The 16,864-nt window shown below is 67.1% G+C and carries 13 protein-coding genes; 7 read left to right on the top strand and 6 right to left on the bottom strand.

Annotation, left to right across the window (positions count from 1 at the left end):
- A partial coding sequence (locus VFW69_RS01105; protein WP_526497277.1) for an FAD-dependent oxidoreductase occupies positions 1-354 on the bottom strand: 354 nt, incomplete at its 3' end.
- Between the two features lie 393 nt (positions 355-747).
- Between VFW69_RS01105 and VFW69_RS01100 the strand changes: the two genes are divergently transcribed.
- A complete protein-coding gene (locus VFW69_RS01100) occupies positions 748-2,415 on the top strand; it encodes a hypothetical protein (RefSeq protein WP_526497281.1) in 1,668 nt (555 codons plus the stop codon).
- A gap of 135 nt (positions 2,416-2,550) precedes the next feature.
- Here the strand turns inward: VFW69_RS01100 and metG are convergent, their stop codons facing one another.
- Entirely contained in the window at positions 2,551-4,107 is a 1,557-nt protein-coding gene (metG, locus tag VFW69_RS01095) for a methionine--tRNA ligase (RefSeq protein WP_526497275.1), read from the bottom strand.
- Between the two features lie 33 nt (positions 4,108-4,140).
- Between metG and VFW69_RS01090 the strand changes: the two genes are divergently transcribed.
- From VFW69_RS01090 to VFW69_RS01070, 5 genes are all read left to right on the top strand, one after another.
- Positions 4,141-4,983 (top strand): TatD family hydrolase, encoded by an 843-nt coding sequence (locus VFW69_RS01090; protein ID WP_526497273.1) that lies wholly within the window; start codon positions 4,141-4,143, stop codon positions 4,981-4,983.
- Between the two features lie 157 nt (positions 4,984-5,140).
- The gene (locus tag VFW69_RS01085) at positions 5,141-6,268 is read left to right on the top strand and encodes a transglycosylase family protein (RefSeq protein ID WP_526497271.1); all 1,128 of its coding nucleotides are present in this window, start codon (positions 5,141-5,143) and stop codon (positions 6,266-6,268) included.
- A complete protein-coding gene (rsmA, locus tag VFW69_RS01080; RefSeq protein WP_526497279.1) occupies positions 6,241-7,185 on the top strand; it encodes a 16S rRNA (adenine(1518)-N(6)/adenine(1519)-N(6))-dimethyltransferase RsmA in 945 nt (314 codons plus the stop codon). The genes VFW69_RS01085 and rsmA overlap by 28 nt, the downstream gene beginning before the upstream one ends.
- A 60-nt stretch (positions 7,186-7,245) precedes the next feature.
- Positions 7,246-8,202: a 4-(cytidine 5'-diphospho)-2-C-methyl-D-erythritol kinase gene (locus tag VFW69_RS01075; RefSeq protein WP_526497269.1), complete on the top strand. Its 957-nt coding sequence runs from the start codon at positions 7,246-7,248 to the stop codon at positions 8,200-8,202.
- A 337-nt stretch (positions 8,203-8,539) separates the two neighbouring features.
- Entirely contained in the window at positions 8,540-10,174 is a 1,635-nt protein-coding gene (locus tag VFW69_RS01070; protein WP_526497267.1) for a fatty acyl-AMP ligase, read from the top strand.
- A 16-nt stretch (positions 10,175-10,190) separates the two neighbouring features.
- On the opposite strand, the gene pth is transcribed toward VFW69_RS01070, so the two are convergent.
- From pth to VFW69_RS01050, 4 genes are all read right to left on the bottom strand, one after another.
- Positions 10,191-10,766 (bottom strand): aminoacyl-tRNA hydrolase, encoded by a 576-nt coding sequence (gene pth / locus VFW69_RS01065; RefSeq protein ID WP_526497264.1) that lies wholly within the window; start codon positions 10,764-10,766, stop codon positions 10,191-10,193.
- 12 nt (positions 10,767-10,778) lie between these two features.
- Entirely contained in the window at positions 10,779-11,450 is a 672-nt protein-coding gene (locus tag VFW69_RS01060) for a 50S ribosomal protein L25/general stress protein Ctc (RefSeq protein ID WP_526497262.1), read from the bottom strand.
- A gap of 371 nt (positions 11,451-11,821) precedes the next feature.
- Complete coding sequence (locus tag VFW69_RS01055) at positions 11,822-12,691, bottom strand: oxidoreductase (protein ID WP_526497260.1); 870 nt, start codon at positions 12,689-12,691, stop codon at positions 11,822-11,824.
- Positions 12,684-13,934, bottom strand: a complete 1,251-nt coding sequence (locus VFW69_RS01050; protein WP_526497258.1) for a cytochrome P450 — start codon at positions 13,932-13,934, stop codon at positions 12,684-12,686. The genes VFW69_RS01055 and VFW69_RS01050 overlap by 8 nt, the downstream gene beginning before the upstream one ends.
- A gap of 150 nt (positions 13,935-14,084) precedes the next feature.
- On the opposite strand from VFW69_RS01050, the gene VFW69_RS01045 reads away from it, so the two are divergent.
- A partial coding sequence (locus VFW69_RS01045; RefSeq protein ID WP_526497256.1) for an ATP-binding protein occupies positions 14,085-16,864 on the top strand: 2,780 nt, incomplete at its 3' end.

Below are 16,864 nucleotides of genomic sequence, written 5' to 3'. Positions count from 1 at the left end.
GCCGGGCACCGTCGTTGCGGTCGCGCCGGTGCTACCCACGGCGTAGATCAAGTAGTCGTAGTTCACCTCGGCGCCCGAGGCCAGCAGGACCCGCCGGCCGGCGGTCTCGATGTGATCGACGCTGTCGACGATCAACCGGATCCCCTCGCCGAGCAGCGTCGCGTAATCGGCGGTCGCCGTGCCGGTGTCGGCAACCAACTGGTGCAAGCGGATTCGCTCGACAAAGACCGGTCGCGGGTTCACCACGGTGATGTCGATGTCCGGACGCTGGCGCAGATGGTTGGCCGCCAGTGTTCCGGCGTATCCGGCGCCGACAACGACGACATGGGTTCTCCTGCGTGCCACCTCGGTCATGGCTGTCTCCTTTTCGTGAGGACTTGTGCCCTTGAGACACCGCAGAGCCGCCGAGCGTGACAGGCATGCCCGCAATTGTGACCCGTCTCACTGCGGGCCGGCGGCGGCGCGGGACCGTTTTGCGCGTGCACCCCCGCTGAGCTGCGGCGAAGCTATGCCGAAACGCGCGTGATACGCTGCGCTACGCCAATTCGTGGCCTGCCCCGGGCCAGATGTACGCACCCGTACAACGCGCGAAATATGGGGTCACTTACACGCGCACCGGTGTGTATTGGGAGAAACAACCTTGACGACGACGATCGCTTTGCCTGGGCCAGGCGCTGCGCCGGCATCGGCGCAGGCGCGGAGCCCTCGCGGCCCGTGGTCGTCGGACGCGATCTGACGCCGGTGACCATGGTGTGCTCATTGAGGAAACGCGTGCTGGCCGCTGTCATGTGCGCGGCGGCGGCGCTCAGCGGCTGCGGCGGTAAGAGCGATCCCGGGCCGCTATCGGCGATGGTCAGCCCGGCCATCCCGCCCACCGCGCAGGAGATACCCAACCCGCTGCGTGGCCAGTATGAGGAAATGCTGAATCCGCTTTTCCCGCAAGGTAATTCGGCGCAGCAGCGATACTCCGCCTGGCCCGCGTCGTACGACGCCAGCTTGCGTGTCTCGTGGCGGCAGTTGCAGCCCGTCGATCCGCGCACGTTGCCCCCGGACGCACCCGACGACCGCAGGTTCGATTTCAGCGCCATCGATGACGCGCTGGCCAAGGTCGGCAGCCGCAACATGCGCCTCACTCTGGGCGTGTACGTCTACAAGTCCTGCTGCAACGACTCCTACGCCGACAACAGCAACATCGCGATTCCGGACTGGCTGCGCCCGTCGGCCGCCAGCTATCCCGCGCCGCCGACCGGTTCGGTCCCGGGCGTCACCCAGGTGGTGCCGAACTTCAACGACCCCGACTACCTCAACGGCGTCAGCCAACTGCTGGCCGCGCTCGGCCGCCGCTATGACGGCGACGAGCGACTCAGCGTGTTCGAGTTCTCCGGGTACGGGGACTCCAACCAGAACCAGCTCGCGTACCTGCGTGATTCGCTGAGCGCGCCGGGCCCCGCACCCGACGACAGCACCGCAAAGCTGGGCTATTACAGCCAGTTCCGCGACCAGAGCATCACCAAAGCCTCCATCGCCCAGCTGGTCGCGGCCAACGTCAACGCCTTCCCGCACACCCAACTGGTGGTGGCTCCGCAGAATCCAGAGATCGTCCGCCAACTGTTCGCCGACGACGTCACCAAGAAATTGGTCGCACCGGCGGGCATCCGCACCGACTGCCTCGGGGTGCAGGCCCCGTTGCCGGAATGGGCCGAGGCCAACGACTCTAACTACGTCCGGTCCAACGATGCGGTCGTCACCGCCATCAGGCAGCGGCTGATGACGGCGCTGGTGATCAGCCAGTGGTGCCGATTGCCCAGGGGAGCCGATGCGCGGTCGTACTACGAGAAGGGGCTGCACGACGTCATCCGGTATCACGTGTCGATGACCTCGAGCGCCGATTTCGCGGACCGCGATGCGACGTCGGCGATGGACCCCAAGCTGTTTGGGTTGTGGAGTCAGGCCAATATCTCCGCCGGCTACCGGTATTCGGTCGAGGCGCAGCCAGGATCGCAATCGATCCAGGGCAAGGTGGCGACGATTTCGGTCGACTGGACCAACTACGGCTCGGCGGCGGCCACCGAGCGCTGGGTGCCCGGCTACAAGCTGGTCGACTTCTCGGGCGCGGTGGTTCGCAGCCTGCCCGCGACGGTCAATCTCAAGACGCTGGTCCACGACGAATCCGGCCAGTCACGTGAGGAGCCGGTTGCGGAATCGGCCACCGAGTCGGTGCACCTGGACCTGACGGGCCTGGCGCCCGGTCACTACACGCTGCGCGCCTCCGTCGAATGGCAACAGCACATACCGGGCGCGTCGCACGTCGTGAACTATGCACCGATGGCCCTGGCGCGAGACGGCCGCGACGGCTCCGGGCTGTACCCGATTGCCACACTTGACATCCCGAGCGACTCGGCCAGCGCACAGTAATCCTTTGCCGGTTCGAGCCCGCCAAGCCGGTCGGAGCGAAATGCGCCCGAAGTCAACTAGATTTCATGCGAATCCAAAAGGATTGTGGCGCAAATTAATTGACTGGTGATGCACCGCTCACCGTGTTGGTTCTGCTCATTCGTGCTCGGAAACCGGCTGGTAGCGCGGGAACACACCCGCGGGAGCGGGCAGCGCGGTGCCGGGTGTCAGCCGGGTGCCGACGGCGGCAAACGCCCGTCGGTCTTCAGTTTGCCCGAGCAGATCGAGCAGTTTGCCGGCCGCTTCGGGCATGACGGGCTGGACCAGCAGCGCGGCGATGCGCACCGCCTCGCAGGTGACGTACAGGACGGTGCGGAACCGTACCTGGTCGGCCTCGGATTCGCTCTTGCGCAAGACCCACGGCTGCTGCGCGGAGAAATACTTGTTGGCCTCGCCAAGCATCAGCCAGATCGCCTCCAGGGCCAGATGCATCGCCTGGGAGTCGAAGCTGGCCCGCACCCGGTCCAACAAACCGTCGGCCGCCGCGAGCAACTCGGAGTCGGCGGCAATCAGCTCTCCGGGTTCGGGTACGACCCCATCGAGGTTCTTGGCGATCATGGACAAGGACCGCTGGGCCAGGTTGCCCAACTCGTTGGCCAGATCGGAGTTGATCCGGGTAACGATGGCTTCTTCGCTGAAGCTGCCGTCCTGCCCGAACGGAACTTCCCGCAACAGGAAATAGCGCACCTGATCCACGCCGAACCTGTCGACCAGATCTACCGGATCGACGACATTGCCCACCGACTTGCTCATCTTCTCGCCGCGGTTGAGCAGGAACCCGTGCGCGAAAACCCTTAGCGGCAGCTCGATTCCGGCCGACATCAAAAACGCCGGCCAGTACACGGTGTGGAATCGGATGATGTCCTTGCCGATCATGTGTAAGTCGGCCGGCCAATAGCGCCTAAACCGCTCGGATTCGGTGTCGGGGTAGCCGACCCCGGTCAGATAATTGGTCAGCGCGTCGACCCAGACATACATCACGTGGTCGGGATGCTCGGGCACCTGCACGCCCCAGTCGAATGAAGTGCGCGAGATGGACAGATCGCGCAGGCCGCCCGAGACGAAGCTGACCACCTCGTTGCGCCGCACGTCGGGCGCGATGAAGTCCGGGTTCGCCTCGTAGTGGGCCAGCAGCTTGTCGGTATACGCCGAAAGCCGGAAGAAGTAGGTCTGCTCCTCGGTCCACGTCACCGGGGCGCCGGTTTCCACGGCCAGCCGGGTGCCGTCATCGAGGAGTTTGGTCTCCGATTCGACGAAGAACCTTTCATCGCGCACCGAGTACCAACCCGAGTAGGCGTCCAGGTAGATGTCACCGGCCGCCGACATCTTCCGCCAGATCTCCTCGGACGCCTCGTGGTGGTCGGGGTCGGTGGTGCGGATGAACCGGTCGAAGGAGATGTTCAACCGCTCCTGCAACCGCTGGAACACATCGGAGTTCCGCCGGGCCAGCTCGGCCGTTCCGATGCCCTCGGCCGCCGCCGTTTCGACCATCTTGAGGCCGTGCTCGTCGGTGCCGGTGAGAAACCGCACATCGAACCCGTCGAGCCGCTTGAACCGGGCGATCGCGTCGGTCGCGATGTACTCGTACGCGTGTCCGATGTGCGGATCGCCGTTCGGGTAGGTGATCGCGGTGGTGACGTAATAGGGCCTCATCGCCCTCAACCTTATTTGTGGGCACCTTATTGTGTGCGCGTGAGTTCCAAACGTCAGCCGCCCCCGGCCCCCGAGCCGTTGAGTCCACTCGTCGATGCGCACACCCATCTGGATGCGTGTGGCGCCGCGGACGCCGAGGGGGTCCGGGCAATCGTGGACCGCGCTGCGGCGGTCGGGGTGGGCGCGGTCGTGACGATCGCCGACGACCTCGATTCGGCGCGCTGGGTCACGCACGCCGCCGATTGGGACCCGCGGGTCTACGCCGCGGTGGCCTTGCACCCGACCCGCGCCGACGCGCTCGACGACGCCGCCCGCGCCGAAATCGAGCGACTGGTGGCCCATCCCAGGGTGGTGGCCGTCGGCGAAACCGGCCTGGACTTGTATTGGCCCGGCCGTCTGGACGGCTGCGCCGAGCCGGCGGTGCAGCGAGAGGCGTTCGCCTGGCACATCGACCTGGCGAAGCGGTGCGGCAAGCCGCTGATGATCCACAACCGGGACGCCGACGCCGAGGTGCTCGACGTGCTGGCGGCCGAGGGCGCCCCGGAAGCCGTGATCTTTCACTGCTTTTCCTCGGACGCCGCCATGGCCCGCCGCTGCGTGGACGCCGGGTGGCTGCTGAGCCTGTCCGGTACCGCGAGCTTCCGCAACGCGCACGCCCTGCGCGAAGCCATCCCGTTGATACCGCCGGAGCAGCTGCTGGTGGAGACCGACGCACCATTTCTGACGCCGCATCCGTATCGGGGCACGGCGAATGAGCCCTATTGCCTTCCTTACACTGTTCGGGCGATCGCCGAACTGGTGGATCGTCGCCCAGAAGAGCTGGCCGAGATAACAACAGGCAATGCTGCGCGGGTGTATGGATTGGTCACAGTGTGAGGTGAACGACCAGGCGATTCCTTTGCGGTCGCCGCGTCGGAGTTGCCCAGCCTTGACCGGTTCGTTACCGTCTTGTGATCGAACGGTAGGGCCTACGGGCCCTTAATTTGTGACTTGCTGCTGAATGAGTGGGTTGTTGAGGGTTGGGTAGCGCGCGTTGAGTGTATTGACAAAACTGCATCAGAATCCTTCGCCGATGTTGCGTCTCGTAGTCGGAGGGCTGCTGGTAGTCCTGGCATTCGCGGGCGGATACGCGGTCTCGGTGTGCAAGACGGTGACCTTGACCGTCGACGGGGTCGCCATGCAAGTGACCACCATGAAGTCGCGGGTGATCGACGTCGTCGAAGAGAACGGTTTCGTCATCGACGAACGCGACGACCTGTATCCCGCCGGTGAAGTCGCGGTGCACAACGCCGGCAAGATCGTGTTGCGGCGCAGCCGCCCGCTGCAGATCTCGTTGGACGGCCATGACACCAAGCAGGTGTGGACCACCGCATCCACTGTCGACGAGGCGCTGGCCCAGCTGGCGATGACCGACACCGCGCCGGCCGCGGCCAACCGCGGCAGCCGCGTTCCGCTGGCCGGAATGGCGCTGCCCGTCGTCAGCGCCAAGACCGTCCGCATCAACGACGCCGGCGCGATCCGCAGTGTGCACCTGGCCGCACCGAATGTCGCCGGCCTGTTGAGCGCCGCCGGCGCACCGCTGCTCGACAGCGACCAGGTGACGCCCTCCGCGACCATGCCGATCCTCGACGGGATGGAAGTCCAGGTGACCCGCAATCGGATCCAGCAGGTCACCGAGCGAATCCCGCTGCCCCCCAACGCCCGTCGCATCGAAGATCCGGACATGAACATGAGTCGCCAGGTCGTCGAGGATCCGGGCAGCTCGGGCACCCAAGACGTCACCTTCTCGGTGGCCACCGTCAACGGCGTCGAGACCGGTCGGCTGCCGATCGCCAACACGGTGATCACGCCGGCCCGCGAATCGGTGGTCCGCATCGGCACCAAACCCGGCACCGAAGTGCCTCCGGTCAACGACGGCTCGATCTGGGATGCGATCGCGGGCTGCGAGGCCGGCGGAAACTGGGGGATCAACACCGGTAACGGGTACTACGGCGGTGTGCAGTTCGACCAGGGCACGTGGGAGCGAAACGGCGGGTTGCGGTTCGCCTCCCGCGCGGACCTCGCCACCCGCGAGGAGCAGATCACCGTTGCCGAGGTGACCCGAGAGCGCCAGGGTTGGGGCGCGTGGCCAGTGTGCAGCGGAAGAGCTGGTGCACGCTGACCATCCGGCTCCTCGGGCGTACCGAGATCAGGCGGCTGGCCAAAGAACTTGAATTTCGGCCACGAAAATCCCTCGGCCAAAACTTCGTCCACGACGCCAATACGGTGCGCCGGATAGTTTCGACCTCCGGGGTGAGCCGGTCTGACCACGTCCTGGAAGTCGGGCCTGGTCTGGGGTCGCTGACCCTGGCATTGCTTGACCGCGGCTCGGCCGTCACCGCCGTCGAAATCGATCCGGTACTGGCCGGACGGCTGCCCCAAACCGTCGCCGAGCACTCCAACAGCGAAAGCCAGCGCCTGACGGTGGTCAACCGTGACGTCTTGACCCTTCGCCGCGACGAGCTGGCCGTCCAGCCGACCGCAGTGGTCGCGAACCTGCCTTACAACGTCGCCGTTCCGGCGCTGTTGCACCTGCTTGCCGAGTTTCCGCCCATTCGCACCCTGACGGTCATGGTGCAGGCCGAGGTCGCCGAGCGCCTGGCCGCCGAGCCGGGCGGCAAGGAATACGGCGTGCCCAGCGTCAAAGTGCGCTTCTTCGGTCGGGTCCGCCGTTGCGGCATGGTGTCGCCGACGGTTTTCTGGCCGATTCCCCGCGTCTACTCCGGGCTGGTTCGCATCGACCGGCACGCGACCTCGCCGTGGCCCACCGACGAAGCGTTCCGCCGCCAGGTGTTCGAACTGGTCGACGTCGCGTTCGGGCAGCGGCGCAAGACATGTCGCAACGCGTTCGTAAACTGGGCCGGCTCTGGCAACGAGTCGGCGGATCGGTTGCTGGCCGCCAGCATCGACCCTGCCCGCCGCGGTGAGACGCTCTCCATCGACGACTTTGTGCGGTTGTGGCAGCGGTCCGCCGATCGGCCCCACAGCACCGCGGAGGCGACTGCGCGGACCGCCGAGCAGGGGGCGTCTGCCGGCTGACGGCGGGCCGCCAGGGCGCCGTTGCGTGTGATCGGTCGGTGGCAGCGATAGTCTGCTGCGGTGTCAGCGTCTGATGGCAACACCGCCGCGCAGTGGGTTCCCACCGGCTCGGTCACCGTCCGGGTGCCCGGAAAAGTCAACCTCTACCTGGCGGTCGGTGACCGCCGCGAGGACGGCTACCACGAGCTGAACACCATCTTCCAGGCCGTGTCGCTGCTCGATGAGGTGACGGTCCGCAATGCCGATGTGCTCTCGCTCGAGATCGTCGGCGAGGGCGCCGAAAAGCTGCCCACCGACGAACGCAACATCGCCTGGCAGGCCGCCGAGCTGATGGCCGAACACGTCGGCCGGGCGCCCGATGTGTCGATCATGATCGACAAAACCATTCCGGTGGCCGGCGGTATGGCCGGTGGCAGCGCCGACGCGGCGGCCGTGCTGGTCGCGATGAACTCGCTGTGGGAACTCAACGTGCCCCGCCGCGATCTGCGCATGCTGGCCGCCCGCTTGGGCAGTGACGTGCCGTTCGCGCTGCACGGCGGAACCGCGTTGGGCACCGGCCGCGGCGAGGAATTGGCGACGGTGTTGTCACGCAACACGTTCCACTGGGTGTTGGCCTTTGCCGACAGCGAGCTGCTGACGCCGGCCGTCTTCGCCGAACTGGACCGGCTGCGCGAGGCGGGGGATCCGCCCCGGCTGCCCGCTCCCGGGCCGGTGTTGGCCGCCCTGGCCGCCGGCGATGCCGAGCAGTTGGCGCCGCTGTTGGGCAACGAGATGCAGGCGGCCGCGGTGAGCCTGCACCCCGCCCTGCGGCGGACGTTGCGCGCCGGTGTCCAGGCCGGGGCGCTGGCAGGCATCGTGTCCGGTTCGGGGCCGACGTGTGCCTTCCTGTGCTCGTCGGCGGCCGCCGCGGTCGACATCGGCACCGAGGTGTCCGGGGCGGGTGTCTGCCGCACCGTGCGGGTCGCCAGTGGGCCGGTGGTGGGCGCGCGCGTGGTCCCTACACCCACCGAGGTGTGACTTTTTTCCCAACCTGTGCGTTGGTTTGGCGCGTCCCTAAGAGGAGTTTAAGATGAGGCGCGGTGACGGGAAGCGTTGAGCGGGATCACATGGTTGCATCGTCGGCCGGGCGTTCCGGCGGGCGATCACCGAATCGGGCCCGCCAAGGTTTCTCGGGTCCGTTTCGCGCTCATGAAGCGACCGAACGCCGCCGGATTGCGGCGGACGTGGACGCATCATCGATCCGAGACCTAACCGCCGCCCAACTGTGTCGGCGTGATTGCGGCGAAGCGCTACCCACGGGGCGGACCATAAAATCCGGGGCGTTGGGACGAGGGCTGGAACCGAGGAGGACTTTGTGAGCAGGTTTACCGAGAAGATGTACCGCAATGCCCGGTCCGCGACGACGGGCATGGTCACCGGTGAACCCCACGAACCGGTCCGCCACACCTGGGGCGAGGTCCACGAGCGCGCGCGCCGCATCGCGGGTGGCCTGGCCGCCGCGGGCATCGGGCCCGGCGACGCGGTCGGCGTGCTCGCCGGTTATCCGGTGGAGATCGCGCCGACGGCGCAGGGCCTGTGGATGCGCGGGGCGAGCCTCACCATGCTGCACCAGCCCACGCCACGCACGGACCTGGCCGTGTGGGCTGAGGACACCATGAACGTCATCGGCATGATCGAGGCGAAGGCCGTCATCGTCTCGGAGCCCTTCCTGGTGGCCATCCCGGTCCTCGAGGAGAAGGGGATCCACGTCGTCACCGTCACCGGCCTGCTCGCGGCGGAACCGATCGAACCCGTCGAGGTCGGCGAGGACGCGCTCGCGCTGATGCAGCTGACGTCGGGGTCTACCGGATCTCCCAAGGCGGTGCAGATCACCCACCGCAACATTTACTCCAACGCCGAGGCGATGTTCATCGGCGCCCAGTACGACGTCGACAGGGACGTCATGGTCAGCTGGCTGCCCTGCTTCCACGACATGGGCATGGTCGGATTCCTCACCATCCCCATGTACTTCGGTGCCGAGCTGGTCAAGGTCACCCCAATGGACTTTCTGCGCGACACACTGCTGTGGGCCAAGCTCATCGACAAGTACAAGGGCACCATGACCGCGGCGCCCAACTTCGCCTACGCGCTGCTGGCCAAGCGGCTGCGCCGCCAGGCCAAGCCCGGCGACTTCGACCTGTCGACCCTGCGGTTCGCGCTGTCCGGCGCCGAGCCCGTCGAACCCGCCGACGTCGAGGACCTGCTCGACGCGGGCAAGCCGTTCGGCCTGCCGCCATCGGCGATCCTGCCGGCCTACGGCATGGCCGAGACCACGCTGGCCGTGTCGTTCTCGGAGTGCAACGCCGGTCTGGTGGTCGACGAGGTCGACGCCGACCTGCTGGCCGCGCTGCGCCGGGCCGTACCGTCCACCAAGGGCAACACCCGCCGGCTGGCCACGCTCGGTCCGCTGCTGACGGACCTCGAGGCGCGCATCATCGACGAGAACGGCGAGGTGATGCCGGCGCGCGGCGTCGGTGTCATCGAGCTGCGCGGTGAGTCGCTGACGCCCGGCTACCTCACCATGGGTGGCTTCATCTCGGCCCAGGACGAGCACGGCTGGTATGACACCGGTGACCTCGGCTACCTGACCGAGGAAGGCCACGTGGTGGTGTGCGGCCGCGTCAAGGACGTCATCATCATGGCCGGCCGCAACATCTATCCCACCGACATCGAGCGCGCCGCCTGCCGCGTCGAGGGCGTACGGCCAGGCTGCGCGGTCGCGGTGCGCCTGGACGCGGGCCATTCCCGCGAGACGTTCGCCGTGGCCGTGGAGTCCAACGCCTTCCAAGACCAGGCCGAAGTGCGCCGCATCGAGCACCGGGTTGCCCGTGAGGTGGTGGCCGAGGTCGACGTCCGGCCGCGCAACGTGGTGGTGCTCGGTCCGGGGACCATCCCGAAGACGCCGTCGGGCAAGTTGCGCCGATCCACCTCCCTCGACCTGGTCACCTAGTCCGGCATCGCGCCGGCTACCAGGCGTGGACGCGGTTCTGCGCGGGCTCTAGCCCCAGTTCGATCAGCAACTCGGTTGCGTCCGCGGCCTGCTCGCAGATGGTGGGAACCTCGGCGCGCTCAAGGGGGCTGAAGCTTTCCAGCACAAACACCGCCGGATCCTTACGTCCCGGAGGACGGCCGATCCCGATGCGGACCCGCTGGAAGTCCTTGCTGCCCAAGGCGTTCCCGACCGAACGCAGACCATTGTGCCCGCCTTCGCCGCCGCCGATCTTGAGCCGGATACGGCCGAAGTCCAAGTCGAGATCGTCATGTATGACGATGACGTCACCCGGTGTCACCGAGTAGAACTTCGCCAAAGGGCCGATCTGACGGCCGGATTCGTTCATGTAGCAGCGCGGCTTGGCCACGATTACCGAGTGCCCGGCGATGCGCCCGCTGACAATCTCGGCGCCGGAACGCTTGTGCGCCTTGAACTTCGAACCCATCCGCGCCGCGAGCAGGTCGGCGACCATGAACCCGACGTTGTGTCGAGTCCGGGCGTAGTTGTCTCCGGGATTGCCCAGGCCGACGACCAGCAACGGCTCGGCCACGTTGTGATCCGCCTACTCGGACTCGGCTTCGGCGGCCTCTTCGTCGCCGGCCTCGGCCGCTTCTTCGCCTTCGGCCGCGGCGGCGGCTTCCTCGGTGACCTCGCCGGCGCCCTCTTCGGCGAGTTCCTCCTCCGTCGGCGCGGTGACCACGTTGACCACCAGCGTCTCCGGGTCGGAGATCAGGTTGACGCCCTTGGGCAGGGTGATCTGTCCGGCGGAGAACTGGGTACCGGGCTCGGCGCCCTCAATCGACACCGTCAACTGCTCGGGAATCGACAAGGCGTCGGCCTCGATCTCGATGGCGCTGGCGTCCTGGGTCACCAGGGTGCCGGGCACGGCGTCGCCCTCGATGACGACGCGCACCTCGACGACGACCTTCTCACCGCGACGCACGACCAGCAGGTCGGCGTGCTGAATGGTGCGGCGAATGGGGTGGATGTCGAGCGACTTGGTCAGAGCCAGCTGCTCCTTGCCCTCGATGTCGAGGGTCAGCACCGCGTTGGTGCCCGCGTGCCGGAGCACCGCGGCGAAGTCATGGCCGGGCAGTTCCAGGTGCTGCGGGGCGGCGCCGTGGCCGTAGAGGACGGCCGGGATCTTGCCGTCGCGGCGGGCGCGCCGGGACGCACCCTTGCCGGTCTCGGCGCGGACCGCGACCTTCAACTGGTTGAGTGCTTGCTTGGCCATCTTGTCGCTCCTGTGTGCTCGCCTGTGTTTCGGGGCACGGCCAGGGTCGCGACGATTCGTCGGTCTCCGTCGATAACGGTGGCTGACCAGCCAGCCACCCTCGCCGTGACGCCCGGTCAGGTTAGCGCATCTGCACCTCAGGGGGAAATTCGCGGCCTGCCGCGGGTCTGGGCCACACCCGTCACTCGCCCGGGGGCATGTTGCAAGTGCCCGCCTTCGAGCGACAAATCGGCGGCCGCGGGCGGTCGTGGTGCGGTCGTGGTGCGGCTGATGTGTGGTCGTGGTGCGGTCGACTCAGGTTGTCGCTCGGAGGCGGGCAAAACGTCTATCGGTCCGCCGAGGGACTGGTGTGGCGGCTGTAACGGACGTGCTCAGAGGGGAAAGTGGGTCTTTGTGAGCTGCTCGGACAGCGACCACAGCGCCGCGGCGGTGGCCGTATCCCGGGCGCGCCAACTGCGGGCAACCGGTTGCGTGCGGCCGATTTGACCGAATCGCGGGCCCACGAATGTGTCGCCGGGCAGATCCTGGGACGCCGCGAACAGGGTTTGCCGGGCGCCGAAATCGGCGTCGGTGGCGACCACCCGCGTGACGGCCGACATCAGCGTGTCACCCAGCTTGCGGCCGGAGGCGCCCTGCAGGTTGGTGTGCGAGTAGCCGGGATGGGCGGCGAGCGCGCGCAGCGGGGAACCGGCCGCGGTGAGGCGGCGCTGCAACTCGCTGGTGAACAGCAGGTTGGCGAGCTTGGATTGGCTGTAGGCCAGCCACGGCGAGTAGCGCCGGTTCTGCCAATTCAGGTCGTCGAGGTTGATGCTTCCGGGCCAGTGCGCCATCGACGACACCGTCACCACCCGATCGGTCAGCTTGGGCAGCAACAAGTTGGTCAGCGCGAAGTGGCCGAGGTGATTGGTGCCGATCTGGGTCTCGAAGCCGTCGACCGTCAGCCCGAAGGGAGCGGCCATGATGCCGGCGTTGTTGATCAGCACGTCGGCCTGGCTCACCCCGTCGGCGAACCGGCGCACCGACGACAGATCCTGCAGGTCGAGCTCACGCACCTCGACCTGACCGGCCATCTGACGGGCCGCGGTCTCGCCCTTGCGGATATTGCGGACGGCCATGACGATCGTGGCCCCTCGTCGCGCCAGCTCGCGGGCGGTCACGGCGCCCAGCCCGCTGTTGGCACCGGTGATGATGACGGTTCGCTCGGCGAACGACGGTAGATCTGCGGCGGTCCAGTCAGCCATGCCTGATAACAGTAGTGACGTCGAACTGCAGCGGCACGGTGGTGGGTCCCGTGATGCCCATCATGGACGGCCACATGGCGGGACCGGTCAGGCGGGCATTGGGCATGCGCCTGGTGATCACCCGGAGCGCTTCGGTCAGTTCGAGGCGTGCCAGGTGCGAGCCGAGGCAATAGTGCACGCCGCCGCCGAAGGTCAGCATGGGCGGTTGGACCTCTCGCGTGATGTCGAGGCGGTCCGGGTCGGCGTAGACGGATGGGTCGCGATTGGCCGAGGCGGTGTTGGCGCCAACGATGGTTCCGGCGGGGATGCGCACCCCGGCCAGTTCGATGTCCTCGGCTGCCCTGCGCATGCTGCCGAAGATTATGGGGCAGTAGCGCATGAGCTCGTGAACGGCGTTGGGCGCGAGCTCGGGGTGCCGGGCGAGCAAGGCCCACTGGTCAGGGTGACCGGACAGGACCTGCACCGCCGCCGCGAGCTGGTTGCGGGTGGTGTCGGTGCCCGCGCCCAGCAGGGTGGCGCAGAGCATGAGCAGCTCGTCGTGGGTGAGCCGGTCGCCGTCATCTCCGCAGCGGATGAGGTCGGAGATCAGGTCGTCGGTCAGCGCGGTCCGTCGCCGCGCAATCAGCTCTTCGAGGTAGGCGTCGAGTTGATCCCACGCCGCCAGGATCGCCGGACCGTCTTCGGCGACGTTCCACTCGAACAGCTTCTTGATGTCGTCGACCCAGGCGGCGAGCAGGTGCCAATCCTCGGCCGGCGCACCCAGCAGCGCGCAGATCACCGGCGTGGGGTAGCGGCGGGCGATGTCGGAGACGACGTCGCAGTGCCCGGCGGAGGTGAAGGGATCGACGAGGCCGTTGATCACCCGGAGGATCAAGGCGCGCAACCGCTCGGCGCCGCGAGGCGCGAACGCCTTGGCAACGATCCGGCGCAGCCGATGATGCCGCTCGCCGTCGAGACTCAGGATGTTGCTGGTTGCCCTGCCCCACAGCGGCCCGGACGTGATGCCCTGCAGGTCGAGTCCGAGGCCGTGGGCCGTGACGAAGCGGCCGTCGCGCAACACCATGTGGACCAGCTCATAACTCAACATGTGGGGACCGTGCGGGCTGATCGCGATCGGGGCCTGCCGGCGGGCGTCGGCGATGACGCGGTGCGCCTCGTCGGGATCGGTGAGGCGTTCGTAGCAGATCGTTGGTAATCCGGCATCGAAGACGCTCGGGAGTTCGGTTGTTTGGATCGTGGTCATGTGCCGACTATCCGGCTTCCGGCGATCGAGACCATCCGCGGCAGCGCGCAAATCTCCGCAGGCGACCGCGTAGACCCGCGCACCCCGCCAATGGGGATCTGCGCGGTCTGGCGGATGTTTTGCCCGTTATCGGCGGCGATGCTGGCTAACATGAGCCAACACGCGGAGATGCCGCAGCTGAACTGGAGTGATCTGGGTGTGGGCGAGTTGCTGCCGACCGGGACGGTGACCTTGCTGCTGGCCGATGTCGAAGGTTCGACGCGGTTGTGGGAAACGCAGCCCGAGACCATGACGGCCGCGCTGGCTTCGCTCAATAAGGCGGTCAACGAGGCCGTCGCGTCCCATGACGGGGTGCGCCCGCTCGAGCAAGGCGAGGGGGACAGCTTTGTGGCCGCGTTCGCGCGGGCGTCGGATGCGGTGGCGTGCGCGCTGGCGCTGCAGCGGGCGCCCCTGGCGCCGATCCGGCTACGGATCGGAATCCACACCGGCGAGATCCAGCTGCGTGACGACGCCAACTACGCCGGCCCGACAATCAACCGGACCGCGCGACTGCGCGACCTGGCCCACGGCGGGCAGACGGTGTTGTCCGGTGCGACCGAGTCAATGGTCCTCGATCAACTGCCCGACAGGGTGTGGCTCACCGATCTGGGCAGCTACTCGTTGCGGGATCTGCCACGCCCCGAACGGGCAGTGCAACTCTGTCATCCCGACCTGCGCAACGACTTCCCACCGCTTCGCGTACGCCAAGCCGTCCCCTCGCACAACCTTTCGGCCCAATTGACGAGTTTTGTTGGTCGACAAGGCCAAATCGCGGAGCTGCACGGCCTCGTCACCCGCAACCGATTGGTCACGTTGATCGGCGCCGGCGGCTCGGGCAAGACCCGACTCGCCGTCCAGCTTGCCGCGGGCCTCACGACGGATTTCATCGATGGCGTGTGGTGCGTCGATCTGGCCCCCATCACCGTTCCTGCGATGGCGCCGGTGACCGTGGCACGCACGCTCGGACTGCCGGACCAGCCGGGGCGTTCGACGATGGACTTGCTGGCCAGCTTCTTCGGTGCCAAGGCAATGCTATTGATACTCGACAATTGCGAGCATCTGCTGGATGTCTGCGGGTCGATGGTCGCCGAACTCCTGAACGCGTGCGCGCAGTTGTCGGTCCTTGCGACCAGTCGCGAGCCGCTCGGAGTGCCGGGTGAGTTGAGTTGGCGTGTGCCATCGCTGTCGCTTACCGACGAGGCGATCGAGCTGTTCGCCGATCGGGCCCGCCGCGCGCGTCCGAATTTCACTGTCGGAGAGGGTGATTGCGCGGTGGTGGCCGAGATCTGCGAGCGTCTCGACGGCATGCCGTTGGCCATCGAGCTTGCTGCGGCCCGGGTACGGGCGCTGTCGCTGAGCCAGATTTTGGACAGCCTGCATGACCGGTTTCGGCTCCTCACCGGTGGTGCGCGCACCGCGGTGCGCCGTCAACAGACCTTGCGCGCGTCGGTGGACTGGTCGCATGCGTTGCTCACCGAACCCGAGCGAGTCCTCTTCCGGCGCCTTGCGGTGTTCGCCGGCGGATTCGACTTCGACGCCGCCCAAGCCGTGGGCGCCGGCAGCCAGTCGGAGGCTTACCAACTACTCGATCAGCTCAGCCTGTTGGTCGACAAATCTTTGGTAATCGCCGATGACACCCCCGCTGGGATGCGTTACCGCCTGTTGGAGACGGTGCGCCAGTATGCGCAAGAAAAACTCGGCGAGTCCGGCGAGGGGGATGAGGTGCGCACCCGCCACCGCGACTACTACGCGGCCACCATTGCCGAGCTGGATTCGCGCGGACAGGCGGGCGTCGAGCCGTTGCTGGGTTGGGCCACTGCCGAGATCGACAACCTGCGCGCCGCATACGTGTGGAGCCGGGAGAATTCCGATCCCGAGACGGCGCTGCGGCTGGTGTCCTCGCTGCAGCAGTTCTGGATTAGGCGCAGCGTCTTCCGCGAAGCACTGGCTGGGTTCGACGCGATCTTGGATCACCAGGATCCCGAGACGATAGCCCCGGAGGTGTGGGCGCGCGCAGTTGCCGACCACGGCACGACTGCGGGATGGGTGGCCGTGCCCGCGAGCCTGGAGCGAGCGCAGGGCGCCCTGGCCATCGCCCGTCGGCTCGACGATCCGGCTTTGATCAGTCGGGCGCTTCTCGCGTGCGGGATGCTGGCGATTTACAACGCGACATTGGCCCAGGAGTACTTCAGCGAGGCGTTCGACAAAGCCCGGACGTCCGGTAACCTGACCAGCTTATTCCAAGTCCTCACCGTCCTGGCGGCCGCGAGCTTCATTGCCGGCGAGCCGCTCGCCGCATTGGCGGCCGCTGAAGAAGGGTGTCGACTCGCCGATGAACTCGGCGATCGGTTTATTTTCCGCGGCTGCGAAACCTGGCGCGGCGCAACGATGTGGCTGCTAGGAGATCTCATCCAGTCCGCCGAGATACTGCGGGGCATGGCCGTCGAGGCGGACTCGGTCGGCGATCCCATCATGGCGACGTTCGGTTACGGTTCTTATGGCTTCGTGTTGGCCCACCGGGGCCAGGCGGCCGCCGCGCACGCCGCGGCGCAATCCGCGTTGCGAGCGGCAGAAGCGGTCGGCGGATACTACCTGGACACGGGATATGCAGCGCTAGCAGTGGCTGCCCTTGCCGATCGTGACGCCGCAACGGCCGGACGGGCAGCCGAAAAGTCTTGGCGGTACACGGTTTCCGAGCGCGAGCCGTTGGGCAGGTGCTTCAACCCGATGGCCGAGGTCGCACTGGCATGCGGCGATCTGGGCGCGGCCCGAGACTGGGCAGACCGCAACGTCGCGCTGGCACCGGGCTGCCATCAAGCACCCGCACTGACGACACGCGCCTTCATCGCGCTGGCGCAGGGCGAGCCGCAGCAGGCCGAGCGCGACGCGCA

Source organism: Mycobacterium sp. (assembly GCF_036273375.1).
In the GTDB taxonomy this organism is placed as follows: Bacteria; Actinomycetota; Actinomycetes; order Mycobacteriales; family Mycobacteriaceae; genus Mycobacterium.
This window is presented reverse-complemented; position numbering and strand designations above follow the sequence as displayed.